The organism is Sulfurivermis fontis (assembly GCF_004001245.1).
In the GTDB taxonomy this organism is placed as follows: Bacteria; Pseudomonadota; Gammaproteobacteria; order Thiohalomonadales; family Thiohalomonadaceae; genus Sulfurivermis; species Sulfurivermis fontis.
Genome location: NZ_AP018724.1, coordinates 995,048 through 1,019,552 on the forward strand (window position 1 = coordinate 995,048; position 24,505 = coordinate 1,019,552).

Annotated in this window: 28 protein-coding genes and 1 pseudogene; 5 read left to right on the top strand and 24 right to left on the bottom strand. The window is 61.9% G+C overall.

What is annotated here, in order from left to right; translation table 11 throughout:
- The first annotated feature begins 33 nt into the window (after window positions 1–33).
- Window positions 34–501: pseudogene (locus tag EP379_RS05145) on the top strand (cytochrome c).
- On the opposite strand, the gene EP379_RS05150 reads toward EP379_RS05145, so the two are convergent.
- From EP379_RS05150 to EP379_RS16955, 3 genes are all read right to left on the bottom strand, one after another.
- Entirely contained in the window at window positions 492–1,454 is a 963-nt protein-coding gene (locus tag EP379_RS05150; RefSeq protein ID WP_127476508.1) for an IS1595 family transposase, read from the bottom strand. The pseudogene EP379_RS05145 and the gene EP379_RS05150 sit on opposite strands and share 10 nt — an antisense overlap.
- A 132-nt stretch (window positions 1,455–1,586) precedes the next feature.
- A complete protein-coding gene (locus tag EP379_RS05155; protein ID WP_232023978.1) occupies window positions 1,587–2,954 on the bottom strand; it encodes an IS5 family transposase in 1,368 nt (455 codons plus the stop codon).
- A gap of 203 nt (window positions 2,955–3,157) precedes the next feature.
- Window positions 3,158–3,889: a DNA mismatch endonuclease Vsr gene (locus EP379_RS16955; protein ID WP_420824452.1), complete on the bottom strand. Its 732-nt coding sequence runs from the start codon at window positions 3,887–3,889 to the stop codon at window positions 3,158–3,160.
- A gap of 156 nt (window positions 3,890–4,045) precedes the next feature.
- Here EP379_RS16955 and EP379_RS05165 point away from each other — a divergent pair, with 156 nt between their 5' ends.
- Both EP379_RS05165 and EP379_RS05170 read left to right on the top strand, forming a co-directional pair.
- Complete coding sequence (locus EP379_RS05165) at window positions 4,046–4,309, top strand: transposase (protein ID WP_127476513.1); 264 nt, start codon at window positions 4,046–4,048, stop codon at window positions 4,307–4,309.
- The gene (locus tag EP379_RS05170) at window positions 4,303–5,130 is read left to right on the top strand and encodes an IS3 family transposase (protein ID WP_127476515.1); all 828 of its coding nucleotides are present in this window, start codon (window positions 4,303–4,305) and stop codon (window positions 5,128–5,130) included. The genes EP379_RS05165 and EP379_RS05170 overlap by 7 nt, the downstream gene beginning before the upstream one ends.
- A gap of 9 nt (window positions 5,131–5,139) precedes the next feature.
- On the opposite strand, the gene EP379_RS05175 is transcribed toward EP379_RS05170, so the two are convergent.
- The 16 genes from EP379_RS05175 to EP379_RS05245 all read right to left on the bottom strand — a co-directional run bounded on the left by EP379_RS05175 (window position 5,140) and on the right by EP379_RS05245 (window position 21,496).
- Complete coding sequence (locus EP379_RS05175; protein ID WP_127476517.1) at window positions 5,140–6,429, bottom strand: McrC family protein; 1,290 nt, start codon at window positions 6,427–6,429, stop codon at window positions 5,140–5,142.
- Window positions 6,407–8,389, bottom strand: a complete 1,983-nt coding sequence (locus EP379_RS05180; protein ID WP_004869975.1) for an McrB family protein — start codon at window positions 8,387–8,389, stop codon at window positions 6,407–6,409. Before EP379_RS05180 ends, EP379_RS05175 begins: the two co-directional genes overlap by 23 nt.
- 60 nt (window positions 8,390–8,449) lie before the next feature.
- Entirely contained in the window at window positions 8,450–8,848 is a 399-nt protein-coding gene (locus EP379_RS16490) for a DNA cytosine methyltransferase (protein ID WP_197722861.1), read from the bottom strand.
- Entirely contained in the window at window positions 8,791–9,798 is a 1,008-nt protein-coding gene (locus EP379_RS16960; RefSeq protein WP_197722862.1) for a DNA cytosine methyltransferase, read from the bottom strand. Before EP379_RS16960 ends, EP379_RS16490 begins: the two co-directional genes overlap by 58 nt.
- A 328-nt stretch (window positions 9,799–10,126) precedes the next feature.
- Window positions 10,127–10,609: a lysozyme gene (locus EP379_RS05190; protein WP_127476520.1), complete on the bottom strand. Its 483-nt coding sequence runs from the start codon at window positions 10,607–10,609 to the stop codon at window positions 10,127–10,129.
- Window positions 10,606–11,082: a hypothetical protein gene (locus EP379_RS05195; RefSeq protein ID WP_127476523.1), complete on the bottom strand. Its 477-nt coding sequence runs from the start codon at window positions 11,080–11,082 to the stop codon at window positions 10,606–10,608. Before EP379_RS05195 ends, EP379_RS05190 begins: the two co-directional genes overlap by 4 nt.
- Complete coding sequence (locus EP379_RS05200) at window positions 11,079–11,366, bottom strand: DUF6127 family protein (RefSeq protein ID WP_127476525.1); 288 nt, start codon at window positions 11,364–11,366, stop codon at window positions 11,079–11,081. Before EP379_RS05200 ends, EP379_RS05195 begins: the two co-directional genes overlap by 4 nt.
- A 70-nt stretch (window positions 11,367–11,436) precedes the next feature.
- Window positions 11,437–11,655 carry a hypothetical protein gene (locus EP379_RS05205; protein WP_127476527.1) on the bottom strand — a complete coding sequence of 73 codons (219 nt, stop codon included), beginning with the start codon at window positions 11,653–11,655 and terminating at the stop codon, window positions 11,437–11,439.
- The gene (locus tag EP379_RS05210; RefSeq protein WP_127476530.1) at window positions 11,652–11,948 is read right to left on the bottom strand and encodes a hypothetical protein; all 297 of its coding nucleotides are present in this window, start codon (window positions 11,946–11,948) and stop codon (window positions 11,652–11,654) included. The genes EP379_RS05205 and EP379_RS05210 overlap by 4 nt, the downstream gene beginning before the upstream one ends.
- Window positions 11,945–12,451 (bottom strand): hypothetical protein, encoded by a 507-nt coding sequence (locus tag EP379_RS05215; protein WP_127476532.1) that lies wholly within the window; start codon window positions 12,449–12,451, stop codon window positions 11,945–11,947. Before EP379_RS05215 ends, EP379_RS05210 begins: the two co-directional genes overlap by 4 nt.
- 9 nt (window positions 12,452–12,460) lie before the next feature.
- Window positions 12,461–13,954, bottom strand: coding sequence for a hypothetical protein (locus EP379_RS05220; RefSeq protein WP_127476534.1), 1,494 nt, complete (start codon window positions 13,952–13,954; stop codon window positions 12,461–12,463).
- The gene (locus EP379_RS05225; protein WP_127476537.1) at window positions 13,951–14,799 is read right to left on the bottom strand and encodes a hypothetical protein; all 849 of its coding nucleotides are present in this window, start codon (window positions 14,797–14,799) and stop codon (window positions 13,951–13,953) included. The genes EP379_RS05220 and EP379_RS05225 overlap by 4 nt, the downstream gene beginning before the upstream one ends.
- A complete protein-coding gene (locus tag EP379_RS05230; protein ID WP_127476539.1) occupies window positions 14,799–15,809 on the bottom strand; it encodes a hypothetical protein in 1,011 nt (336 codons plus the stop codon). Before EP379_RS05230 ends, EP379_RS05225 begins: the two co-directional genes overlap by 1 nt.
- Window positions 15,810–15,821: 12 nt before the next feature.
- Window positions 15,822–16,202 carry a hypothetical protein gene (locus tag EP379_RS05235; RefSeq protein ID WP_127476541.1) on the bottom strand — a complete coding sequence of 127 codons (381 nt, stop codon included), beginning with the start codon at window positions 16,200–16,202 and terminating at the stop codon, window positions 15,822–15,824.
- A 9-nt stretch (window positions 16,203–16,211) separates the two neighbouring features.
- Window positions 16,212–18,566 (bottom strand): hypothetical protein, encoded by a 2,355-nt coding sequence (locus tag EP379_RS05240; RefSeq protein WP_127476544.1) that lies wholly within the window; start codon window positions 18,564–18,566, stop codon window positions 16,212–16,214.
- Window positions 18,566–21,496: a phage tail tape measure protein gene (locus tag EP379_RS05245; protein WP_127476546.1), complete on the bottom strand. Its 2,931-nt coding sequence runs from the start codon at window positions 21,494–21,496 to the stop codon at window positions 18,566–18,568. Before EP379_RS05245 ends, EP379_RS05240 begins: the two co-directional genes overlap by 1 nt.
- Before the next feature lie 102 nt (window positions 21,497–21,598).
- Here EP379_RS05245 and EP379_RS05250 point away from each other — a divergent pair, with 102 nt between their 5' ends.
- Together EP379_RS05250 and EP379_RS05255 are read left to right on the top strand one after the other, a co-directional pair.
- A complete protein-coding gene (locus EP379_RS05250; RefSeq protein WP_127476549.1) occupies window positions 21,599–21,850 on the top strand; it encodes a FitA-like ribbon-helix-helix domain-containing protein in 252 nt (83 codons plus the stop codon).
- Complete coding sequence (locus EP379_RS05255) at window positions 21,847–22,275, top strand: type II toxin-antitoxin system VapC family toxin (RefSeq protein WP_127476551.1); 429 nt, start codon at window positions 21,847–21,849, stop codon at window positions 22,273–22,275. Before EP379_RS05250 ends, EP379_RS05255 begins: the two co-directional genes overlap by 4 nt.
- Before the next feature lie 57 nt (window positions 22,276–22,332).
- Here EP379_RS05255 and EP379_RS05260 read toward each other — a convergent pair whose 3' ends face one another.
- From EP379_RS05260 to EP379_RS05275, 5 genes are read right to left on the bottom strand one after another with little or no spacing between them, the layout of a single operon-like run.
- Window positions 22,333–22,974 (bottom strand): DUF6441 family protein, encoded by a 642-nt coding sequence (locus EP379_RS05260; RefSeq protein WP_127476553.1) that lies wholly within the window; start codon window positions 22,972–22,974, stop codon window positions 22,333–22,335.
- The gene (locus EP379_RS16335) at window positions 22,971–23,108 is read right to left on the bottom strand and encodes a hypothetical protein (RefSeq protein ID WP_172600383.1); all 138 of its coding nucleotides are present in this window, start codon (window positions 23,106–23,108) and stop codon (window positions 22,971–22,973) included. Before EP379_RS16335 ends, EP379_RS05260 begins: the two co-directional genes overlap by 4 nt.
- 11 nt (window positions 23,109–23,119) lie before the next feature.
- Complete coding sequence (locus EP379_RS05265; protein WP_197722863.1) at window positions 23,120–23,539, bottom strand: hypothetical protein; 420 nt, start codon at window positions 23,537–23,539, stop codon at window positions 23,120–23,122.
- Between the two features lie 5 nt (window positions 23,540–23,544).
- Window positions 23,545–24,300, bottom strand: coding sequence for a phage tail tube protein (locus EP379_RS05270; RefSeq protein ID WP_127476556.1), 756 nt, complete (start codon window positions 24,298–24,300; stop codon window positions 23,545–23,547).
- 6 nt (window positions 24,301–24,306) lie between these two features.
- Window positions 24,307–24,504 carry a DUF7210 family protein gene (locus EP379_RS05275; protein ID WP_127476558.1) on the bottom strand — a complete coding sequence of 66 codons (198 nt, stop codon included), beginning with the start codon at window positions 24,502–24,504 and terminating at the stop codon, window positions 24,307–24,309.
- Window position 24,505: the final 1 nt, after the last annotated feature.

Consider the following 24,505-nt stretch of genomic DNA (forward strand, 5'->3'; position numbering starts at 1 on the left):
ATCGTTAGACCCAAAGCATTCGTCACAACATCAATGGAGAAATTCGTGAACCAGCCCTTGAAACCCAGATCGTTTTTCACCGTCCCGCTGTCCGTGTCACTCGGTGCGCAGTCCGTAGAGGCGGCAAAGCCAATGGCGCTTCGTACCATAATGGAAAGACTCGGTCGCGACATGCAAGCCGTCACGGGCGCGATCTCCAAAGAAGACTGGCCGCTGGTCGCCGAGCTAGCACCACGAATCGCCAAGCATGCCGAGCCGCCCATGTCGGAAAAGATGCGCATCCTTGCTTGGCTTGGGGCAGACGCTGGAAAGTTTCGGGGTCTTGATGGACAGGTCCATGACGCCGCGACCGCCATGGGCGAGGCTGCACAGCGGAATGACGGCCAAGCAGTCATCGCGGCTTTCTCCTAGACCCAGCAAAGCTGCCTAGCCTGCCACCAGAGTTACCGTCGCTCGTTCGTGGGAAAGTTCTACCTGATTAGCCCCGACCCTCAGCCATGAAAATTGCTCGCAGCGCGCAAGACCGGCTCGGGGCAAGGCTTGCAGCGCAGCATGGCGGTGGCCAGTCGCGGCAGCATCTCATGCAGGCGGAAGCGACGGTTGAACCGGTAGGCGGCTTTGGCCAGGTAGCGCCGCGCGTACTTGGCCTGGCGGATGGCGTGGTAGGTGCCGTTGATGGCGCGCTTGACGTTGCCCAGCAGCACGTTCACCCAACGCGCGCCCGGCGCCTCGGTGGCGGCACGGCCGCCGCCGGTGTCCAGCGTGGTGTGGGCGTGGCCGGCGTCTTCGAGCCGGCGGAAGCAGGCCAGACCGTCGGTATAGGTCTCGCACCCGGGCGCCAGGCGCCGTGCGATCCAGTCCTCGAGCGAGACGTTGTCGAAGCTGCGCACCGGCTCGATCACGGCCAGGCTCGGCGCGGCGAAGCGGGCGTCGGTCTGCACCGCGATCACGAAGGGTTGCTTGCCCTCGGCACCGCGCCCGCGCTTGCCGCCGTTGCGCTCGCCGCCGAGGTAGGCATCGTCGATCTGCACGAAGCCATTGAGCCGCCGGGGTTCCTCGCGCTCGGCCATGGCCTGCATGATCTTGTGCTTCACCCGCCAGGCGGTCTTGTAGTTGACTCCCAGGTGGCGCATCAGCTCCAGCGCGGCGAGGTTGGTCTTGGTCGCGGTCAGCAGGTGCAGGGCCAGCAGCCAGGTGCGCAGCGGCAGCTTGGTGCCCTCGAACATCGTGCCGGCGGTCAGCGTGGTCTGGTGCCGGCAGGCGCGGCACTGGTAGTAGACCGTCGTCCCGCGCCGAAACCGCGAGCGGGCCCGTCCAGTGCAGGCCGGGCAGCGGAAGCCTTGCGGCCAACGCCACTGGTACAGGGCACGGTAGCACTTGGCCTCGGTGCCGTAGCGGGCGATGAACTCGGCCATGGACAGGCCAGCCTGGAACTGCACGGAATTGATGCTCATGACGCCACCTCGTCGCCTTCAGGTGGCCGTATGCTCGGCGGTGGGCGACGCACATCCTGCGACTGGCGGCTGAGGGTCGGGGCTAATCAGGTCTGGAGTTGAGGACTTCGTCGGCCCTGAAGAATCCGCCTCTCATCCCCGTGCGGGTACCGTTGGCTGCGATCCAGCCGTGATGAGCGAAATCAACGCCCCCAGCATCCAGGCACAAAAAGCCGCGATCCAGCGCATCAGCCAGCGCAGGTTGTAGCCCGCCGCGCACAGGACCGCGTGCATGGCGTCCCCTTGCGCGCCCTTCAGCCAGCAGCGGCGCAGGCCACAGTCGTCCTTGACGTGGCCGATGATCGGTTCGATCGCCTGGCGACGCTTCACCCAGCGCCATTGGCTTCGGGTCAGGCGCTTGGGCTTGCCTCGATGCAGGATCTCCACGCCCGCCACTTCGCGGCCCCGGTAGCCAAGATCCACAATCGCCACCTTCGGCTTGCAGCCGCTCACGATCTCGGCCTGCTCCAACTGCTCGGCCAGCGTGTCGCCGTCGTACGGATTGCCGGGAAAACTGCGGGCCCCGACGATCAAGCCCTGCCTGGCGGTCACCGCCAGGCCGACCTTCACCCCGAACTCGTACGGCTGTCGCGACTTCCCCTTGCCTATGCACTCCACCTCCGGGGCATGCAATGCGTACAGCTTGCCCTTGTCCTTCGGACGCTGCGCATGCAGCCGCTTGGCGCGATCCAGCCACGTCCCAAGTGCCGCTTTGGCCGCCTCTCCGGCATCGGCCAGCTTGCGTTCGATGTCGCGAATCACCCGGCCCAGTACCGTGCGCTGGCGACGCAGCACACGGCGCATCCGCTTGAACTGCTTGGCGTGTGCATAGCCGCCAGCACGGCGACGGAGCGTGGGCCCTTCCCGTTCGTAGCTCTGCCGCAGCGCAATGCCGTGGCGCTTGGCCAGGAGCACCAGCTTGCGGCGGCCCGCCTCCAATAGTCGGCTGTCGGTCGGGTACGCCACCGCCTTCTCCTGCACGGTGCTGTCCACGATCACCCGTTCCAGGTCCCGTGCCTTCACCGCCTTCATCGAGCGCGCAGCGGCAATCGTCTGGGCCAGCAACTCCTCCATGCCCGCCTCGCCCAGACGCTTGCGCCAGCGCACCAGCGAACTGGGGTCGCACGGCAGCCGGGTCTGGAAGAATTCCTCGCCGGTGAAGAACTGCCAGTACGGGTTCTCCAGCCAACGCTCGCACACCGCCTCGTCCGACAGGTCGTAGGCATGTTTGAGGTAGAGCAGACCGGCCATCAGCCGAACCGGCAACGCCGGTCGCCCGCCGCCGCTCACGGTGGGCGCGGGCAACGTGCACGAAAGCGCTTCCTCCAGCGCCGTCCAGGGCATGCGGCAGGCCAGCTGGGCCAGCGGATGACGCAGGTCGATCTGGGTTTCCAGGCGGGCCCGGAACAAGTCATCGGGACGGACCGTCGGGTCCTCGGCGGGCGTCGAGCGGCGGCGCATCGGGTATCCGAATCTGCAAGGAATCGCGGGGGAGATTATCCGTTCCCGGCAAACTCAACACGACCCCTCGGCGCCACAGGCCGCATGGCTGCTGGCTATGAGGGGTTCTTCAGGGCCGACGACTTCTCGATCTCGTCCCACGGCATGCGCGTGGCCAGTACCGCCAGCGGGTGGTGACCTGCCGGATTTCTTAGGACCACCGATCAGTTGAGGATGGCCGGGGTGGTTGATGATTCGTCTTGTTGCTTCTGCTCTGCCTTGAACTGCTTCGGTGTGCGGTAGCCGAGGCTCGAATGCGGCCGGTCTTCGTTGTAGTGCCGCCGCCAGGTCTCGATCAGCACCTTGGCCTCGAACCGATTCCGGAACCACTCCATGCTCAGGCACTCATCACGGAACTTGCCGTTGAGGCTCTCGGCGGTGCCATTCTGCCAAGGCTTGCCCGGTTCGATGAAGGCGGTCTCGATGCCTTCGCCGTGCAGCCAGCGCAGGATGGCCCGGCTGACGAACTCCGGGCCGTTGTCGGAACGAAGATAGCGCGGTGCGCCATGTTCGCTGACCAGCTTCGCCAGCACTTCGATGACCCGCCGCGACCGGATGCTGCCCTGCATAACGGCAAAACCCATTGCGATGAGGCTCTTCGTGATTGCCTGGTCCCGCGCAATGTTGCGTTGAATTTTTGCATCCCAGTACTCTGTATTTCTTGCAACGCCTTTGTAGTGGATTGGGCAACCGTGCCAGAAGCACCCGTCCACAAATATGCAAAGTTTGTGCTTCGGGAAAAATATGTCGGGCCGCCCCGGGAGTTGGACGTCTAGTCGATATCCACGAAGCCCTCGCCGCCAGAGCTCCTTGCGGAGCAGAAGTTCAGGCTTCGTATCACGCCTCTTGATTGAGGCCATGATTTTTGATCGGGACTCATCTTTTACCCGCGCCAAGCCAAGCCTACCATTCCTATGTAATCAAGGCAGAAGCCTGGGCTATAGAATTCGTAACCGGCAGGCCCTTCTCTGTAATTAGCTTCCTAAGCAATGGAGTGCTCCCCGAATTTCGGACCACTGGCTAGTTGAGGATAATAAGCCAGTGGAGGACCTATGAAGAAGTCGAGATTCACCGAAGAGCAGATCGTTGGGATAGTGCGGGAGAGCCAGGCCCATGGGGTGACGGAGACCGCCCGCAAGCACAAGGTCTCGGAGCAAACACTGTATACCTGGCGCAAGCGCTATGGCGGTATGGAGGCAAGCCAGGTCACGGAGCTGAAGCGGCTGCAGCAGGAGAATGCCCGCCTCAAAAAGCTGGTGGCCGAGCGGGACCTCGAAATCGAGGTGATGAAGGAGATAGCGGCAAAAAAATGGTAGGCGTGCCGGACCGCCTCGAAGCGGTGCGGCACGCGACCGAACGCGGTATCTCGCAGCGTCGGGCCTGCCGGTTGCTGGGGGTGTCGCGCTCAATGGTCACCTATCGGTATCGGCAGCCGGAGAAGGACAAGGCACTGTGTGAGGCCATTGAGGACATTGCCAAGGCGCACTCGGCCTGGGGTTACCGTCTTGTAGCCGGATGGCTGCGCGAGAATGGTTCTAGTGCGAGCCTGAAGCGCGTGCGGCGGTTGTGGCGCCAGGAGGGCTATACCGCCCACTGGCGTAAACGCCGCAAGAAGAAGCGTACAGGCGCGCGCCTTGATCCGCCGCCCCATGGGCCGAACAGCGTCTGGTGCATGGATTTCTCCGAGGACCGTTTAGAGAATGGCCGGCGTTTTCAGACCCTGCTCGTCAAAGACGAGGCGACAGCCTATTGCCTGGGACTGCCGGTGGCGCGCTCCTTCAAGGCAGTGGATGTCGAGCGGGAGCTGGATCGGATGGTGGAGCAATATGGCTGCCCCGATTTCGTCCGCTGTGACAACGGTGGTCAGTTCATCGCCTTCGTGGTGCAGCGTTGGGCTCAGCGTCGTGGCATACGCATGGCGCACATCGACCCTGGCAAGCCTTGGCAGAACGGGGCGGCTGAAAGCCTGGTGGCCACCTACCGCCGCGAAGTGCTCGATGCGGAGCTGTTTCACACCTTGCTGGAGGCTGAGGTGATCAGCGAGAGATGGCGCCGGATGTACAACGAGCAACGACCGCACAGTCGTTTGAACTATCGGCCTCCGGCTACCGCCTATCCGGCAAAGAAGGTAGTCTAGAGAGCGAAACTAAAGAACCCGGTGGTCCGAGATTTGGGCTCCAGTCAGCAAGTCCCTTGCAACCATGAGCGTGGGTGCAAGCAGCGGTATCTTCAGGACATGGACCGAATACTTTCGAGCACCTAAGATGGACTCGAATTTTTGGTAGTAACCGGTCTTGCCTGTCTCGTTTGTCACGTCGGGGTATAGGAGGACAACGTCGGCGCAATTGAAGCGCGACCCATAAGTCAAGACTTGATAGATGTCTTCGCGCGAAATGCCAAGATGACGCTTGCGCATGTCAAGGGACTTCCACTTGGTGTCCACTATCAGCGCAGTCTTTCCACGGTCGTCAATCAATCTCACATCCGGAATCAACTCAAAAACACCTTTTCCGTCGCCTCGTGAGCATGTAAATGTCCCTCGATCCTGCGCTTTGGAGACCAAGCCGGCTGCCGGCGAGATCCAAGACAGTTCCTTGGCCACAAATTGCTCAAAAAGGCGTGACGTAAAGACAATCTCTGCCGTGGCAAGCTTGTCTCCAGCAAAAACTCCGGCACCCTCTTCATCCAAGAGGGCCTTGCTTTGCCGAAGCAAGGAGTGATAAATGGGTGGAAGCCGGTCCGCGCGCACCTTTGCCCACTCCAAGCGGTGATCTCCGGAAGCATCAACGGAGTCGAGTTCGGATAGACATAGATCAATGCGGCCGCGGATTCGTGCAGAGCATCGCGGCCGGTAGCGGAGTAAGACTTCCTTGAATATCCTGTTTTCAGGGACGTCTTCGGTGAGTGCCACCCACGCAGACGCGAAGCGGCCTGGTCTCCGAATGCTCTCATAGCACTGGCCCGGAAACGATATTCGGCCTCTGGGCGAGGGCAGGCTATCGGAGGTCGATGCGTATCTTCGGATTACTTGGCGGCGACGCGCGAGTTGCAGTTCATCGCAGAACATCTCCATAAGAGCGTCATGCCTACTGCCATCTGCGCTTATGGATGCCAGTCCCGCTGTCATTGACTGGGCCGACAAGGCGGTTGCCAGCATCGCCGACAAGCTGCCATCCAGGTTGGACCGTAGTTCTGGTTCGAGTTGCTTCGCCCCAATCGGCGCAACCTCAAGGACTAAAAGCTCGGTTTCCAGCGTGCCCGTCCAGAATTTGGGCACTAGCGCTCCTGGCAAAATGTCGAAGTACGCGTCGGGATCTTCGCCGGTACTATACTTCCAGCCGGCAACAATCGAGGTAAGTTCTTCTAAGGACTCCAGCTCAAGTCCGGGACCTACGCGCAGCTTTGACCATTCCTCACACCGCAGCAGGCGCTTCATTCACTTCCCCCTCGACGTCACCAGAGTTCGGAGGAACTGGCGATCCTGATTGACAAAGCTTCAGTAGACAGCTAACTGCATAAGCTTCGTCATCAGGCCCGGGAATAAGCCTTGTCGGATTCCAAAATCGGGAGTCCAGCTCAAGGCTCTTGGGAGTCTTGTGAGGGCGGTAGCCGTAGGCGGACGCCGTATCCTGATCTATTCCAAATAGCGTCTCGAACTGCTTCTCAGGGGGATTGAGCTTGAAGAAGTTCGCAGTCTGCGAGGCAGAGTCCCCAAGGACCATCAACATCAAGCCCTCGTTGCCATAGAAATACTCTCGCAGCAACGGAATGACCTTAGTCGCTAGTCGCTCGATCACTTTTGCGTTGGTATCGCAGCCGATAAAGTAGCCATGACCGATGCAATGATCTGCATCTAGCAGATGCTCGATCCTGGCATTGATCGTTCGCAGAAGCAGCCCGCAATCTATCGATTGCGCATCTGTCGTGCTTCGCAGCAGGGAAGGCTCTGGCGGAATTTGAATGAACTCAAACCTGCGTCGAAGCGCATGATCAACGAGCGCGATATTCCGATCGGACGAGTTCATTGTCCCAATCAAATGTAGGTTTGACGGCATAAAAAGCCGGGATTCCAACTCTTCTGCGCGGGGGTATTGAAGCTCTATTCCAATCGGGAATTCAGCTCCAACTCTCTTGTCAGAATCCAAGGTTGATATCAACGGACCCAGGATTCGGCTGACATCACCTCGATTTATCTCATCTACGACAATCACAAACTCCTTCCCAGGCGTCTGAAGCGCTCGCCGGATCATGCGGAGTAGCAAACCCTCGTGCACTCTGTAACGAAGCTGACCTTTTGGTGAGGCTTCGTCAGGCGTATCGCCTTCATCGCCAGGGGCGTCATTGTCATCGGATATCACCGGCCGAATCGATTCGACAAGGTCCTCGTACTGAAGCGAAGGATGAAAAGTGATGAAAGCGCACTGATCTCGATAGTCGTTGAATTTTTCGAAAGACGTCGTCGGGTTTCCCTTGTCGTCGAAGCCTGGCTCGACAAGTTTCACCGCTTCGCGGACGGCTGCTAGGGTCTTACCGGTGCCGGGTGGGCCATAATAGACGCGAACGATAGATCGGGTTGAGCTCTTCTTCCGTAATAGCAACCGCGTACCGGCTGCGGCCAGGTCCTGCAGCGCAAGGGCCCGGAGAGCCTCAAATTCCTCGAGGCTCCTGAATGGGTAGACCTTTGCGGAGAGGTATTTCGCGGAAACTGCCAATTCCATGAGCTCGCGATGCAGGTCGGCCTGGGCAACCGAGTTGGGCAGAACTTTGACCGCGACAAAGGATGCCAATATCTTCTTGAGCGTTGTTGTTCGAATGTCTTTCAGAAAGACAACGTCTGGGGCAACGGAGATGCCTGCGATGGACGCTAGCGGAGTCGGAAATAAGCCGTTCTGGTCCCAGTCGGCGCTTGAGATCTTGCGGCCGTACATTGGCCCTTGCCCATCGTTCACCAATGCTTCCGAGGCGATGTCGAAGAGAAGATTCGATACTTCGCCGAGCCTGTTGTGATTCTGGGCGTTTTGATAATGGGACGCCAAACCTACCAAGATCGCGCCTGCCCGTGGCAAGGCCATGAGAACTAGGCGCCAGCCCGCGTTACTTCTGTAGCGCTCAAAGAGGCTTTTGCGGTAAATCCCGATGTTCAGGAAATGGACGTCCCCAAGCCAAGTCCCGTAATCCGCTTCACCAAGGCCGGCAGTCTCGAGCTTGTTCTTGATGCCCCGGCGAAGCTCATTGGTCCAAAGGTTGTCAATGTTGGCTTGTGTGTAATAGTTGAAGTCGGCGTCCACCCCCCACTCTGTGTCCGGGAATAGCCCGCCTATCTCAGCGAGGGCGCTTGTGCGCTCAGCTTCGCAGGTCGGCTTGCTGTTTGATCGTAGAAGGTCGAGAAGAGCCATATTTATCCTGGAAGAAGAAAAGGGGCGACTTGCCCCTGTGAATACAATCTTATTCGCTGCTCAGTCGGCAACAATCCCCGAGAAGATCTTTTCCTGCGCTGAAACCTTGGGGCGCTGTCTTGCTGGCAGCGCGGGGGATGCAGCGGCAGATTGCGCATTCAGCAAGTCAAGAAGGTTGCGCAACGCTAGACCAAGACCTTCAGCCATCAGCGGCGGCACTGCATTGCCCACTTGCGAGCACCTTGCTACGTCGTGTTTTCGGCGCGGTCCGTTGATCGTATATCGGCCGTAAAAGTGAAAGTTGTCAGGAAATGATTGAAGTCTTGCCATTTCGCGGACAGTAATATTCCGCGGCTCAGCATAATGAATAAATTCATCCGGGTGAGTCGTGATCGTCGACACTACCGCTGACGCATCGATGAGAACTTTCTTGTCCTTCTTTGTGCCGTTTTCAAGCAAGAACGCTTTCGACAGTCGCCCAGGGGTTGGGTCTGATGAGCCAGGTTGTACAGTGCCTGGATTCGCTCGCCATGTTTCGAGAAACGGTGGGAGTCCGGAATGCTCCCCGTCTTTTGCCCCCTCCTCATCGCGCGTGCATATGCGGAGGTGGCCTTGGTGTATACGGCCGACTCAAACTCTGTTGAATCGGGGCACACCACCCGGGCGCCGCCTGTGAGGTCGGCTATGGCTTCCTTCGCAGTGACGTTCTTGGTTTGATGTAGACCCCAATGTTGGCGTACTGCGACTGCTGATTTACTCAGCATCTCGTTAAAGGTCGCCTTAAGGTCTGCAGGAGACATCGGACAGTCTTGAATGCCCACAATGACCACGCGGCGCCTGGATTGGGGAACTCCGAATAGACTGGCATCGAGCACATCAAAGATGCTCGTATAGCCAAGATCTGAGAGCCGTTCGATTACCGATTCAGCAACAGAGGTGCTCGCCTCGCCTGGGCGTGCAACGAACCGGCGTGCAATCCCCTCAACATTCTCAATCAGCACGACTCGCGGGCGAACCAGCTCAACCATGTCAAGCATTTGGTAAACGAGGCTGTTCCTTTCGTCTGCACCATCGCGGCGCCCTCCGACGCTGAATCCTTGACATGGCGGCCCTCCCGCTATCATCGTCACCGCACCACGCAAAGATCGAAGGTGCTTCCGCACTGATTCGTTCTTCAGGAGGGCCACGATGTCATGGTTTGTCTTTGGCAGCCATGCAGGCCAGTCTGCAAAACTCGCGTATGGCGCCCCCGGAACCAGGAAGTTCTGAGACAGGGTTTCGAACGCCATTGGGTCGCGCTCGATTGCGAAGAGCCCGCTCCAGCCCGCTTCCTTAAGCCCGAGACTCAGGCCACCACATCCCGCGAAGAGGTCGATGCAGGAAAGTCTTGGCTTATTTGGTGTTGTCACTTCTTGGTTCCCGTTCTATCGGCTCTTCTTTGCACTTACGGAATCCCGTTCCTTGCTGGAGGCTGGGGTGAGCAATGACCCCTGGAACGGGTACTGCTCTCTATCCAAGTGCTCCTTGATCAGTCGAACAATCAGCGTCGATTTCTTGTACCCACGTTCGTTGCAGAAGGCTTCAAAGCGACGAGCTTCGTCATCGGGGACAAGTACTGAGATCTTCGTTGGCACAGCCACGGTGGCTCCTTGTACAGGGTATACCTCATATTAGACCACCAAAATCCTCACAAAGCAAGACAAATGCGTACTTGTGCGCAATCAAGCGCCTACGAAGTCACGCAGCTCCACTTTTCAGTGGATCGACGTCAAGGTGCGCAACCTCTGCCTCTCGCCTCAAAGCCAAACCTGGCAAGATCCGGCCTCCGCCGTATACCCAGCGGCGTAGCTCTTGCGTTGCACCGCGCCAGTCCCGCTGATTGACCCGCCGCCGCAGCGTCGAGGTCTGCAGCCGCCCGGCGCCGAGGTTAAAGGTGAAGTCCACGATGGCTGCGAGCCGGTTCTCGGGCTCCGTAGCCAGCACCGGGCAATAGCGCAGTGTGGCGGCGAGCGCCACCTTCAGATCCTGGGCGAGGTAGGCCTCGGCCTCGCCTTCCGTGATCGGCGGGTGCTTCGGATCGCACAGATGCCCGTAGCCGATCGTCGGATAGCCGGCCGGACAGATGTACGGATAGGCGCGGTTGGGATCGTGCTTTGGAACGCGGTGGAAGCCCTCGAAGCGTTTGGCCAGCTCGATGGCCGCTTGGGGTACCGCAATCACGGCCGCACCCGGTCGAACACGCGGCCGAGGAACCAGAAGTTCAGCACCCCGGCCCACAGGGCCTGGTCGGCCTCGGTCCAGGCCGCCTGGATCGCCGGGATCCAGTCCGCCCCGGCCTCGACGGCGCCCACGAAGGCGGCGGTCTTGGCGGCGCAGTACAGGGCCATGAGCCAGTAGGTGATGACGGGCCGCACGCTCGCCGACAGCGCATCGGCCCAGCGGGCGCCCGATCGCTGCCCCTGGGCGGCGACCGCTTCGCGCAAGGTCTCGAGGGCGCCCACGTTCCAGGCGGCATCGGCCCCGGCGCCGATCTCGGCCATGCGCTGGGCGCCGCGCAGCTTCTCGAACTCCAAGGCCTTGTCCTGCATGGCGAGTTCATGGCTGCGCTCGCCCTTGCGGTCCAGCCACTTGAGAACCTCGGGCGCCAAGCGGAAGGCTCCGCCCAGGAGGCCACCGAGCAGTGTCTCGATCATTGGCCACCTCCAATCTTGAGCTTGACGATGGCACCAGCGACGATCATCAAAATGAACCCAGTCGTAATGATGCGAATCAGGGTGTGCCAGGCGGTGTGCTTGGCGGCGTTGAATGCATCGAGCAGGTTGCGCAGCTCGCGGATGTCGTGGGCGGCATCCTCGCCGTCGAGGCCGACGTCGGCCAAAGCGCGCCTCGCGCCGCGCTCGGCGGCGCACTCGAGCATCTTTTCGAACTCATCACGCGGCATGACGACCATGCCGTCTTGCATGGTGGGTGGGCTCATTTTGGGTCTCCAAAAACAAAGACCCCGCCAGGTGGCGGGGTCGTGGGTTGCAAATGAAGTGGACGAACAGTCAGACGGGCAGCACCCTCTTGGCCGTGGGCGCCTTGATGGCGATGCCGTTGTCGATTCGCACGCGATCGCCGACGGCGAGGGCGTCGAGCGCCTTGGCGGTGACTGCGCCGCGCTCGGTGGCGATGCGCACCACGGAGCCCTTGATCGCGACCACGATGCCCATGGTTGCCCTGTCTTGCGTGAGCAGGCGTGATAGCTCTTTGAGCGCGAAGGTCATCGCGGCTGCTCCAGGGTGAGGCGGGTCTCGATCGAGGCCTCGGTCACGGTGATCTGGATGCCCGTGACCTTGGCGCGGTAGGGTTGTGCGGTGGACGGGTCGATGGCCTCGATGAGCTGGCCGAGACGGATGCCGGGCCGAAACACCACATCCATGTCGATGCGGTTGAAGGCGTGGGCGTTGGCGTCCATCTCGGCCCGACCGCGATGGATCAGGGCGTCGTCGGAAAGCAGCGGCTCGACGATGGGCGAGCCCGGGCGCACACCGTCACCCCGATAGACCTCGATGATCACGACGCCACCCCCTTGATGAGCGCCAGGATCGAGAAGTCCGTCTCGCCGTTGAGGGTGGCAGGGGAGGAGAGCGCATAGACCAGGGCCTGGGCGTCGTAGGTGACCTTGGCCACCGCCACCCCCTTGACCTGGGCCTTGACCGTGATCTTGTCGGACTGCAGGGTCAGGCCACCGAGGCTGCGCCCATACCAGACCGTCTGCGAGAGGCCGGAGCGCGCCGGTTTCGGTAGCGTGGCCGTGTCGGAATCCTCGAACATCAGCTCTTCCGTGACCGTCACCACGGCGCTGCCCTGCGCAGAAAGTGATCCTGCCGAGCAGATGGCGTCCGTGATGGTGACGTTGTCGGTCTTGTAGACGAGGATGTAGGCGGTTTCGCCCGGGTTGAACGCGCTGCGGCCACCGTTCAGGCCATCGGGCCGGGTGTCGACCTCTGCTGATAGGTGACCATCCGAACCCGTCCCGTCCGGGTTGCCGAATTGAACGCGAATGGTGGCATTGGCCATGATGTGTCCTCAGGCATCGACCAGCACGAACTGCACTTCCTCATCGATGGGAAGCGCGACGCGCCAGTCGAGTGACGTTGTGGTGTAGGTGATGCGTAGCAGGCTGTAACCGCCGGTGGCCGCCGTGAGGTCCTGGCCCGAGGCAGACACGTCTCCCAGGTTCGCGTGCTGCCAGGCGAGGTTCACGATGGCCGCCACCGGATAGCGCGTACTCGCCCGCCCTGCGACGAACTCGACCGTCTCGGTCTCGGTGCGGGTGACCGCGCCGAGGCTTTCGATGACCGTTGCGGGATGGCCGGTGTGGGCCAGTGTCACCGCCCGCTCGCGGGCGAGATAGGCGCGCACGGTGCCACGATGGGCATCATCGGGGTCCGGGACGTACTCGATGGTGTCATTGGTCGTGTCCGCGCCGCCCTCTTCATTGGCGATGGTGACCCGGTCGTAACCGCGCAGGGGGGCGATCTGCGCCTGCGCCGCCATCACGTCGGCATCGAACAGGCTGTGCGCGACCGGCGCGGTACCGTACTGCGGGATGCTGACCGGGTGTCGTAGGCGACAGACCACCGTTCCATCGGGTCGACTCTCGATGAGTCCGCCGATGGCCGTGACGAGGTGGCGGGCGGCGGCCAGCGGCGTTGCCCCTTCGAGCATCAGGCGGCCTGCCGGGATGATCCAGTCCGGCAATTGCCAGTCCACCGGGCCGATGAGGTTCTCTACCGCCGCGCGGGCTGAGACCGCGCCATGCTCGTAGAGGCGGATGGCACCGGCGAAAGGGGCATCCAATCGCGCCACGGGCGAGACCGCCGTGATCTCCATGCTCCGCTCTGCAAGCGATGGTCGGGAGAGGGTCTTGCCGTCGACCATCAGCGCAAAGACCTCCTGCCCGAGCGTCAGGGTGACGGTGTCGCCGATTTCGATGGCGGCGAAGTCGGCGAGGTTCGCCAATGCGATGCGCGCCATCCAGACCGGGCTGTCCTCGTCGCAGGAGAGGGTGGCCTCGATGATACGGATGCGCTGGCCGTTCCAGACGAGCTCGGGCGTGTTCGCCATCGCCTGAATGTACTGATCGGCAAGCAGCGACCATGGCGTCGTCATCCGCCGTTTGACCGGATCGACCTCGGTCACGGCATAGCTGGCGTCGTGCCTGGCGGATACGTGCTGTGTAAGCCAGTACGCGGCCCGCAGCGATTTTCGGCAGGCGCCGAGGTCGATGTAAGGCGATTGCATGCGCACCGCATGCTTGCGCATGTCGCCGTAGGGGTACTGTGCGGCACTCTCCAGGCGCAGGCCATAGACGGCATCGAATCGCGTGGCGAAGTGTATCGACCAATTCGTTGCACGCCGCCACGCGCGATGCCTGGCGATATCCCATCCCGTGGCATTGGCCACGAAGACCTCGGTTTTGCCCCAGGATGCCGTAAAACTCCGCTTGATGAGGGTCGGCCCTGCGTCCACATAGAGCCCAGCCCCCAGGGTCAGGCCAAGGGAAAGACCTATGGTCATAGCACATCGAACGAATCAGGCGCCGGCACGGCGTAGGGCTGCTGCCACTCGTCACCGATCATAGCAATCCAGCCTGGTGCCACGACCTCCTCTTGTGCGTAACCATCTGTGAGAATCAGAATCTCATTGAACTCACCGAGGATGCAGGCGCTGATGCCGCCGTCCCGATTCGGGAACTGCGGCACGGCCATCTTGGGCATCGGCGATCCGGCGTGGCGTTTGCCGTTGAAACTCCATCCTTCGCCGAAAGGCGACCAGGTGCCCGCCCATGGTTGTATGTTGATCTCCCCGTTCTCGTCCTTCGCGTAGGCCGGATTCCAATCTCCTAAGGCCGTCCGCACGCCGTATCGCGCGCACACACCCTTGTGCATGTCGGACGGATAGCGCCGCGAGGTCGTACCGGCGGCAGTGAAGAGCATCGATACCCCGGTGGCGCTGTTGGTGTCCACTTTATTGACATGCATCCACCACCACCCAGCTACGCCGTCGGCGGCGAACCAGACAGTGATCTCCGGTGTTGGATTGCCCGCCCACGAGGAATGCACGATGGTATAGCTATTGACGTAGGCATTGGCATCGATGTAGTCGTTGCCATAGACCGAGTGCGCTCGGATCACTCCATATGGGTCCTGGTCACTGAAACTTAATGCCCAGTGCTGAATGTCATCGTCGGCGGTCCCTGCAGGTGCACCCATGCGGATGAAGTCGATGTTGTATGGGTCGTCGATCAGCACATTGAACCCTGCATTCTTGACGTAAGTATTCATGTGTATAAACAAGGTTCGCACTGCGTTATTGTCGAAAGTGCCTTCTGGCCAGGTCTTTTTAAATCCTACTCGTGCCATCACGCACTCTCCCCATGGATGGCGAGTGAGCAGTAGTCGTTCGCCAGACTGAAGGTACCAGCGGGCACTTGACGGCGATACCAGATCGGGATCGCCGCCGGGTGCGTCGTAAAGGTCACAGTGTCTCCCGCGGCAAAGCTCCCGCCCCAGGCGAGGGTCTGAATGCTGAAATACGGCGTGCCGGTCGCCGGGTTCAGCGGCGCGTAGTCCGCAGCGATGGAGCCGGGACTGGACAGTATGCCGACCGTCATTCCAGATACCGTGTAATCGGTGGCGCTGGTAAAGGTCAGCGTCCAGCTTTCCTCGATGGCCCCCATGTTGTGAACGCTGAGGTTGCCGACGGTGGCGGAATCGAAGGTGCCGCCCGCGCTCGTGACCGTGACATCGTTGTAACTGCTCACCACGCTCGGCAACTCAAACACGCTGGACACCAGCGTGTCGGCGGTGTCGTAGGCATTTACCAGTGCAGACGAGATATCCAGGGTGGCGTACTCGGCGCCGTAGGTTGCATTGGTCACTGTCACCCATTCCTCGTTGCCCGCACCGCCGGTGCTCGACCGGTTGGAAACGCGCACCAAATCGCCCGCCCTAAACGGCTGCAGGGTGGCGTATTCGGCGTTGTGCTCACATGCGACGAGGATTTGTGTGGCACCGGCGGCAAGGTTCGCATGGAGCGTGCCGATGCCGTAAGGGCGGCTGGTGACCTGGTCTTCGGTGTCGGTCTGCGTGCCCGGGTGGAATACAACGAAATCCCCAGCCGGCGTCATGGCATCGAGAAACAGGCGCACGTTCAGTAGCGCCGTGTCTTGCGCACTCGCCACATGGATGAACGCCTTGCGCCACTTGGTCGATCCACTGGTGCGCTCGGACTGGGAGACGTCGGGAAAGAGGTTGTTTTTCACTCCCGACACCAGCTGCGAGAAGGCCATGCGGCCGCCGTTTTGGGCGGGGGTGGTGTCGGATACCATGGCGGCGGGACGCCAGACGATCTCGTTATCGAGTATGGGCATGATCGGTCTCCTTTAGACGGTCATGAGCTTGATGGTGGCGAGGTAGTAATCGGTCGGGCGCGGGTTGGCTACTGGCACCAACGGGCGGGCCTCGAAGGCAGGCGCGTCCTGGTGGCGGAACATCACCTGCATGGTCTGATCGCGCAGTTGCAAGGTATAGATGCCGCCCGGGCTGGCCGCGCGGATCGCCACGGCCTCGACCTGGGCACGGGTGAGCCAACCGGCATCGATCTCGGATTCCAGGGTGATGGGTAGCCCGGCCTGAAACTGGCCGTAGAACACCACCAGCGATCCGTCGAGGGTGCGGCGCGCGGTCTGGGCCACACGGCCCGCCGCAAACTCGTCCACCCAGACCAGGCCCGGCGGGAGTTGGATGCCATCCAAGAGGATCACGTGGGTCTCCTACCGGAACTCGGGATTGATGTAGTAGAGGAATCGCGTGCTGACCGTGGCGAGATCATCCAGACCGCCCACCTCGATCAGGCTGCCGGTTGGGCCAAGCAGGTATTCCCCCACCTCGAAGCCGCCGTTGTCGAGGAAACTGCCGAAACGCACCGCCGGATGGATGACGATGTTGCGGTAGTCTGGCCAACTGTCGGCGTTGGCATCGATCACCGCCTGGAAGGCGGAGCGCATGGCCGCCTCATCCACCAGCGCACCGTTCTGTGTGTAGAAGCGGTCAATCCACAAGACGTTTGTGAATGTCTCTGGATACTCCGGTGGGTTGTAGGCAACCGGTACGAACCAGCGTATGTCGTCGCCATCCATCACCACGTACTCGACGACATCGAGCATGGCCGCCACCTGTTGCAACATCGGGCGGGTGAGTGAAATCGGCTCCGCCGTCACCGACTCCCAGACATACTCCGAGCCATTCCATGTGCGCTTCTCGCCATTGATCATGATCGGCACGGTGCGGCTCGGCCATCCAGAGTAAGTTGGCCATGGCCGCTTGTGCCACGGGCTAACATAGTCGAGCGGCGATGTCTTGTATCCCGTCACGAAGAATGTCTCCGGATTGATTAACGGCTGGTAGCTTGGCTTGGTGATCGATCGGTTGATGCCAATGATTGCATCCTCACCAACATATCGCAGCTGGAGTTCATGCTCATAGCCATAGCGCCCATCAGACATGTATCGCTTGATCGCGATCCACTCCGGCTCGCTTTGCGCTGTCCAATCGGTAATACTCCATATCCAACGCAGCCCAGTTTTCAATGCGGGCACGTTGGCCGGCGTCGTTTCCGGATTGTTCGGCGCTGTCAGAAACAGCTTGAAATCGACATACAACTGGCCGTTGTACGTCCAAAGGTAGTTACCGCCTGTGTTGAACAACCATCCACTGTTATCCCATTCCGGATGCAGAAAATAGGCAGGCGCGTTCGTCATCCCGGAAATCGAGATGGCGCCCGCCAGGTATTTCGTCTCGCCTGGCTCTAGTCGCACCCACGCATGCAAACCAGCGGCTGTTACCACCAGTCCGATGGCGAAATCGAAGGTGTTGCCCACCTTGACCACGAATCGGAAAGTGGTGAGGTTCTTCAGGTCGAATGCGGCGTCGAACTCGATGCCATCGGCAAGCACCGGGCTGCGCGTGTAGGTCATCACGAACGGCGGAATGATGCCCTCGGACAGACCTGGCGTGTAACTGATCAGCGACGGCATGTGCGAGAACTGGATCGGTGCCAACGACATTCGCGCGCCGCCAGATGTTCCCGTCGCGTCGCTCGTCACCCAACGGTTGAAGGTCTGATAACCATAGGCCAGCAGGATGTAGCGCATCCGGTAGGTGCCGATCGCCGGCAGTCCGACGCTGGCCGGGTCGATTTGGTAGACAAAGTAAGTAAAATCCACGTTGTGATGCCGGATGATGCCGTCGGCATCCATCGACATCTGTTCCCATCCACTCGGCCACCGAGTGTATGGCGTCATCTGGGTTGGCGGGTAGTTTGTACCGTGTATGCTCCGATGCCAAATCTGCCCGGATTCCAGGTGGGTGACCTCGATCACGGCGGCGATGCCGAAATAGCCGCCCCCGGTGCTGACCTGATAGGAGAGGGGCTGCTCTGGATCGACTCGATCAGTAACGGAAGACGGGATCGGTCGAGACTCGAAGATCACCCACAGATCGACAACCTTGTCGAGGAGGAGGCGTAATGTGCCGATGGTCTGCGTGCTGCCGCTGCTGTAGAACCCCAATGTTCTCCCGTAAAGATCGAAATACGGGTCAGCAGGCGCCGCTTGCCCATCCCATTCCCAGCGGAAGTTGCCGTTCGCAGGCCCGTGCAGCACGTAGCCGAAATCAACCGACCTGACGAAGAGCTCGCGCTGTAGCAGCGGACAGGGTGTTGGCGGAGGCGGAGGAAGGGCCGCCCCTCCCGCGAATGGCACGGACACCCGCGCCTCGATCCCTCTGCGTTCGGTGCTGCCACGTGTCACACCACCTCGGTTGAGGCGGCTGGAAACCGCGATACGTAGACCTGGTTCTGGCTCTTGCTGCGAGGCGTAATGGCGTTCATTGCATTGGATGTATGATTGACTTGCAGCGAGGCTGAGTGCGGTGACGATTTGATTGTAGTATCCGCGCGACAGCGGACTGTAGTTTGCGCCGAACAGCAGTTCGGGATCGACTTGCGGCCAATTCAAAACCCAGGTATCGCATGGCCGCTGCAGGAGCGTCTCCTCATATATCTTTTCCCATTCACAGGCGAAGAATTGAATGGGCACCGCCTGCTGGAGATGGTCTTTGCCAGGCATCACGCTCCCCTCGAAAGTTCCCGCAGTGCCTTGGCCAGCTGCATGGCCGTATCGCGCGAGGACTGCGCCGTGTACTGCCTGTCGCCGATATGGAAGCGCAGATCGACCACGTCGCGGCTCGGCGATGTACTGGCTGGCGTCCCTACCAGGCCGCCCATGGCGAAGCGCGGGATGGGCGGCAGGAGGCCGGCGTTGAGCGCGTCGAAAAAGGCCTGGCCGAACCGCCGCACGCTGGCGGCACGGATGACGTATTCGCCATGCGAGAGCAAGGCCGGGATGCTGTCGGAGGTCTCGGTGCCCGGGCCACGCACGCGCCCGAGCACGCGCCGGAATCCATCCGCGATGGCTTGCCCACCCTGCGCGAAGCGCTCGACGATGCCGCCCAGGGCGCGGGTCTCGACACGGCGCACATAGATCGTGTGGACGCTGGAGGTGTTGCGCAGCAATTCAGCGAGGGCAGAGCGATACTGGCTCATGTCGGTGCGCACGGTATGGGTGGCCGAGGTCGGGGCCGACAGCACCGTCTTGGCGTCCATGGCGAAGGCCGCCAACTGCTGGCGGGGCTGGTCGAAGGACAGCAACGCTGGGATTTCCACGTTGGCGGCGGCCAGCACACCCTTGAGCCGGTCGATGTCGGCCATGACCTGTGTCGTGTCGGCCTCGACCTTGGCGATGATCGGCAGGCTGTCCGCGTCGGCCTTGAGCTTCTCCAGGGAGGCTTGTGCCTCCTTGGTGTCGGCCTGAATCTTGGCGACCATTTGCTGCGCCTCGGTCAGCGCCTTGATTTTCTCGATGCCGGCCTGGGCGGCATCGATGTCCAGCTCCAGCTTGATCTTGTCGCCCTTGAGCATCTCTTCGCGCAGCTTGCTCAGCTCGGAAGAAACCGACTGCAACGCGCGCACGGCTTCCTGCGCGCCATTGCCGGCCTCCTGCGCAGCCTTGCGATGCGCGTCGCCCAATTTCTTTAGGGCCGCATCGGCGATGCTGGCAGCTTCTTTGATCTCGCCGATGGCGGTCGCCGCCGCTTGGCTTTCGGACACCACGGTCTGGGTGACCGTCTTGCCGTTCTGTTCCACCTGGCGGGTTATCGCCGTGGCGGTACGCTCGGCCAGGGCCATGGCCTCCTCGGCGAGCTTGCGGGCCTGCTCGAAATTACCGGTGGCGAGTGCCGCGCGGGCCTGGGCCTGTTTCTCGTCGATCTGCCGCAGCCGATCCTGGTAGGCCGCATACTCGTCCATGCCCTTGCGAGCCAACTCGCGGATGCGATCCTCGACCGACAGGCGCAGGTTGAGACGGGCCTCGTCGGCCGCCTTGGCGGCTTGCAGGTGCCGCTGCTCCTCGGCGATCAGCCGATCGACGGTGGCGCGGTAGGCCGACTCCAGCTGCGAATAGATGGCGATTCTGGCATCGACCGCCTGCCGCTCGATGGCCTGCACATCCTGACCGGCAGCCCGGGCGAGTGCCACCGCCTGACCGTAGGTCGCCTTCCAGGCCGACTCCATCTGTCGCGCACCGGCTTCCACTGCCGCGAGCTTTTCGTGCTCGGCGTCGAGCAAAGCCTGGACCGACCCACGGATGGACGACTCCTCGGAACGCGCAGCATTCTGCGCCGCCGCCACCTGCCGCCGATAAGCCGATTCGATCTCGGCCACGCGGGCATCCCAGATCGCCTTAATGTCCGCGGCGACAGACTTGTAGCTGGCGGAGAGCTGCTTGATGGTCTCGGCGGCCTTCTTGGATTCGGCATCGAGAGATTGCCGGATGGCCTGACCGACCTGGGTGGCGGCGCCCTGGATGGTGCGCAGCGCCTCCGCCGTGCCTGGCATGGCCGCCTTGAGTCGCTCGGCGGCCTGTGCTGCCATCATCATCTGGGTCTTGACGGAGAGCGTGCCGGTGTTGGCCAGTTCCTCCATCGCTGCCGACAACTGCTCCAATCGCTGGCGCTGTCGGCTCAACTCATCGATGGCGCGGTTGGTCTCGCGGATGTTCTGCACCATCTCGACGATGCCGCGCCCCATTTCCCAGGCCCCGACGGCGGCGAGCACTGGCAGGAAACGCATGAATGCAGCCCTCAGTGCCGCCAAGGCACTACCCAACGCAGCCACCGCCGCGACGCCCTTGATGGCCAGCACAGCGACGATGATCTCGCCGAGTACCCGCAGCACGGCAACGATCTCCTCGCCGTGGGAGGCGAGCGCCACCAATGCATCGGCCAGTTTTTGCAGGGCCGGCAGCGCGGCCTCGGCCACTTTCATGGCGATGCCGGACAGTGCCTGCTTCACCGTGTCCATGGTGTCGTTGAAGGCCTCGGCGGACCTCGCCGTGTCGCCGGAAATCTCCAGGCCCAGTTCCTTGAACTTCTGCTTCAGCTGCTCGATGCCAGATCGCCCTTGATTGAGGAAGGGGATCAGTTCGACGCCGCTCTTGCCGAAGATCTTCATCGCCAGGGCCGATTTCTCGGCCCCATCCGGCATCGCGGCGAAGGCATCGGCCAGGTCGAGCAATACATCCTCGGTCGGGCGCAGTTGCCCGGTGCTGTCGCGTAAGGCGATGCCGAGGCGCTCGAAGGCTTCCTTGGGCTCCTTCATCCCGCCGGCCGCGTCGTACATCGAGGTGGCGAGCTTGCGCAGACCACTGGCCAGGCCCTCCAGCGAGGTGCCTGACTGCTCGGCGATGGGCTTCAGCAGTGACAGCGTCTCGACGGAGACGCCGGTCTCCTGTGCGAGCTTGGCCAGCTCATCGGCGGTGTCGATGGCCGCCTTGCCGGCGGCAACCAGCGCGCCGAGCGACAAGGCGGCACCCAGACTCGCCAGCACGCCATTGACCTTGCTGGCGGCAGACGACAACTGCTCCAGGTTGCCTTTGACCGAGGCGAGCGCCGACCTGGTCTGGTCGACGGCGGTGATGAGGATTTGGGCGCGGTCGGTCACGGCGCCTCCCGCCGTCCGGGACCGTGACCCCAGCCCCGGTTGCAGCGATGCATGCAGAACGGTAAGATGAATGCACTCATTTCATTGTTCTGGAGTGTTGTCATGGCCATCCTGACGGTTCGCAATCTGCCCGACGAGGTACATCGCGCCTTGCGCCTGAGCGCGGCCAAGCATGGGCGCAGCACCGAGGCAGAGGTGCGCGCCATCCTGGAAGAGGCAGTGAAGCCGCAAGGGCGGCTGAAGCTGGGCTCGATGCTGGCCGACATCGGCCGGCGCCTCCGGCTCAGCGACGAGGAGCTCGCATTGATCAATCAGCGCGACAAGTCGGCCCCACGGGCGGTGGATCTGGAATGATCCTCCTGGACACCAACCTCATCTCCGAGCCGCTACGCGCCGCGCCTGAACCGCGCGTCGTCGCCTGGCTCGACGCCCAGCCGCTGGAGACGCTGTTCCTGTCCGTCGTCACCGTGGCCGAGTTGCGCTACGGGGTGGCCCGCCTGCCCAACGGTCGCCGGCGCAAGATCCTCGCCGAACACCTGGAGACCCAGGTGCTGCCCGCCTTCGCCACCCGCATACTGGCCTTCGACCTGCCGGCGACCCAGGTTTACGCCGACCTGATGGCCAAGGCGCAGGCCGCCGGACAGCCCATCGGCATGGCCGATGGATTGATCGCGGCGATTGCCCGGACCCATGGCATGAGGGTCGCCACACGCGACACGGCGCCGTTCGCCGCGGCGGGTGTTCCCGTCATCAATCCGTGGTCGGAGGGATCGCCGTAGCTGCGGCGCGTGCTGGATTTGTTCCGCAACCGCACAGGATTCCGTAGTCCATCAGTTCTATCCCAACTCCCGCTCGATCGCCCGCGCCAGCCCCGGCAAGGCACCTTGCACGGACCCGGCCAGGTCGAAGCGTCGCTTGAGCGCCACGGACTTGACCAGCACGGCGATGGGGATCTCCTGGCCGCGCTTGATTTGCTTGGCGCCGGTGCGTTTGCGTTCGGCGCTTTTGAACCGTCGAAGTTGCGCGGCGTTCTCGCGGATGTTCTCGGCCATCAGGATCACCTTGCCATCCTTCTGGATGAAGAATGCATTGCCGGAACGCATCAACCCGTCGATCACGTGGCGGAAGGCCTTACGGCCGATGCGCTGGTGCTCGGGCAGTAGCGGGATCAACATCCGGCCTCGGATGGTGCCACCTCGGACATGGATGCCAAGCCATGGGATGCGCGAACCAATGAGGAGACCAGGAAATTTGTCCGGGCTGCCCGCATAGACCTTGTGTCGCATCGAGCGCACGAAGCTCGCGCGACGGACGGCAAATGCGGATCGCATCCTGGCCTGGGCGGAGCGGGCCATCTCCTTGCCCGCCGCCCTCATGCCCGCCTCGACCGCCTTGCGGATCGCGCGGCGCTTCTCCGGAATCCAACTGTCGAGCCGATTCGGATCGAGCAGACCCGAGGCGGTGATCGAGAGCTTCAACGGTCGAGCTCCTTCAGCACGTGTTCGACATCCTTCGCGCTGCCGTGCTGCGCGACCCACAGCAGTGTGAGTCGCGCCGCCATCTCGGCGCGTTCCGCACGATCGATGGCCTCCAGGAAGGCGCGCACCTGCACCAGCGTGTAGCTCAGGATGTCGGTGTAGCGATGGCCGAATCGGACGAGTCGCTGGATGACGTCAGACCAAGCCTCGCCGCGCCGATGGTCTGACTGGCGCGCACGATCTCCGGTGCCACACGGTGGACGAAAAAATCAGCGTTGACCATGAATACCGCCTCGGCCAGCCGGATGGCCTCATCCAGATCGAGGTCAGACACCCACTCCGACGGCCGGCGGCAGGCGATGGCCAGCGCCGCGATCACCGAATCGCCGTCCTCGGACAGTAGGCGCAACCAGTCCGGATCGGTGCCGAGCTTGCTGGCGATGGGCAGGACGGCGCGCGCGAAGGCTGGCAACTCGCCCACCTTGAGAGGCGAGATGTCGATCGATTCGCCACCGATGACCAAGGTCTCCGGGACGGGCGGCAACGAGGCAAGGGCATCGGTCATGGCCATCACCCGATCTGCACGATGCGGCCGAACTGGCCGAGCAGCGCATCATAGGGCTTGGACGCATCTGCCAGCAGCGAACCTTCCAGCTCGAACTTGTTGAGGTCGTTCGAGATGATGTCCAGCTTCTTCAGCGGGTCGAAGGCCACGCGATACAGCTCGATCAGCACCTTGGCGTTGCCGGCGGCGGTGTTCAGGCCCTCGAAGCGCAGATAGCGCTCGGGCAGAGGTTGGGTGAAGAGGCCGATCTCACTCACCGCGCCGAAGGTGTAGCTCGCCTTGAAGGGCGGGGTGAGGCCGGTGATGTCCAAAAACTGGACGGCACCGAAATCCTCATCCGCGGTGTAGTGCGTGCCTGCCGTCAGGGTGACGGGCGTGGCGGCGGAGTCCACGATGGTCAGGGCCGATACCTTCGGGTGGGCCAGGAAGTAGCGATCGCCAACCACGGGCGAGGTCCCGCCCACGGTCTCGGCAGTGACGCTGCCGCCCGTGGTGTCGAGATAATTGCCATAGAGCGCAAGGGCCAGATTCTCCTTGGTGAACTCCTCGATGGTCAGGGCGATCGTCGCGGATTTTTGCTTGACCAGGCGCAGGTCGACGGCGCGCTGGCCGGATTGGCTCTCGTAATGCTCGATGACGTCGGTCTTGAGCGAGAGCGAGAGATCGGCCACGTTGCCCGGCGAGCGGACATCGATGGGGTGGCCGTTGGCGTCACGGTTGCCGAGATAGACCCGGCCTTGGAAACTGGCGTAATAGGACATGATGGGTTACTCCTCGATGGGCTTGGTCGTCTTCGCCGTGGCAGTGGGCGCATCTTGTGTTTGCGCATGGCGCTGGATGACCATCTCGCCGATCTGGTGGTCGATCATCCAGCGGGCGGTGTGTTCGTCCACGTCGATGACGTGGCCGGCGGGGTAGGCCACCCCGGCATGGGTGTGGGTGACCTTGAGTTTCAGCTTGGGCATG

Coding starts and splice junctions, on each gene's coding strand:
- EP379_RS05150 (WP_127476508.1), bottom strand. CDS start 1,454: ATGAGCATCAATTCCGTGCAGTTCCAGGCTGGCCTGTCCATGGCCGAG.
- EP379_RS05155 (WP_232023978.1), bottom strand. CDS start 2,954: ATGCGCCGCCGCTCGACGCCCGCCGAGGACCCGACGGTCCGTCCCGAT.
- EP379_RS05165 (WP_127476513.1), top strand. CDS start 4,046: ATGAAGAAGTCGAGATTCACCGAAGAGCAGATCGTTGGGATAGTGCGG.
- EP379_RS05170 (WP_127476515.1), top strand. CDS start 4,303: ATGGTAGGCGTGCCGGACCGCCTCGAAGCGGTGCGGCACGCGACCGAA.
- EP379_RS05175 (WP_127476517.1), bottom strand. CDS start 6,429: ATGAAGCGCCTGCTGCGGTGTGAGGAATGGTCAAAGCTGCGCGTAGGT.
- EP379_RS05180 (WP_004869975.1), bottom strand. CDS start 8,389: ATGGCTCTTCTCGACCTTCTACGATCAAACAGCAAGCCGACCTGCGAA.
- EP379_RS05195 (WP_127476523.1), bottom strand. CDS start 11,082: ATGATCGAGACACTGCTCGGTGGCCTCCTGGGCGGAGCCTTCCGCTTG.
- EP379_RS05200 (WP_127476525.1), bottom strand. CDS start 11,366: ATGAGCCCACCCACCATGCAAGACGGCATGGTCGTCATGCCGCGTGAT.
- EP379_RS05205 (WP_127476527.1), bottom strand. CDS start 11,655: ATGACCTTCGCGCTCAAAGAGCTATCACGCCTGCTCACGCAAGACAGG.
- EP379_RS05215 (WP_127476532.1), bottom strand. CDS start 12,451: ATGGCCAATGCCACCATTCGCGTTCAATTCGGCAACCCGGACGGGACG.
- EP379_RS05220 (WP_127476534.1), bottom strand. CDS start 13,954: ATGACCATAGGTCTTTCCCTTGGCCTGACCCTGGGGGCTGGGCTCTAT.
- EP379_RS05225 (WP_127476537.1), bottom strand. CDS start 14,799: ATGGCACGAGTAGGATTTAAAAAGACCTGGCCAGAAGGCACTTTCGAC.
- EP379_RS05230 (WP_127476539.1), bottom strand. CDS start 15,809: ATGCCCATACTCGATAACGAGATCGTCTGGCGTCCCGCCGCCATGGTA.
- EP379_RS05240 (WP_127476544.1), bottom strand. CDS start 18,566: ATGCCTGGCAAAGACCATCTCCAGCAGGCGGTGCCCATTCAATTCTTC.
- EP379_RS05250 (WP_127476549.1), top strand. CDS start 21,599: ATGGCCATCCTGACGGTTCGCAATCTGCCCGACGAGGTACATCGCGCC.
- EP379_RS05255 (WP_127476551.1), top strand. CDS start 21,847: ATGATCCTCCTGGACACCAACCTCATCTCCGAGCCGCTACGCGCCGCG.
- EP379_RS05265 (WP_197722863.1), bottom strand. CDS start 23,539: ATGACCGATGCCCTTGCCTCGTTGCCGCCCGTCCCGGAGACCTTGGTC.
- EP379_RS05270 (WP_127476556.1), bottom strand. CDS start 24,300: ATGTCCTATTACGCCAGTTTCCAAGGCCGGGTCTATCTCGGCAACCGT.
- EP379_RS05275 (WP_127476558.1), bottom strand. CDS start 24,504: ATGCCCAAGCTGAAACTCAAGGTCACCCACACCCATGCCGGGGTGGCC.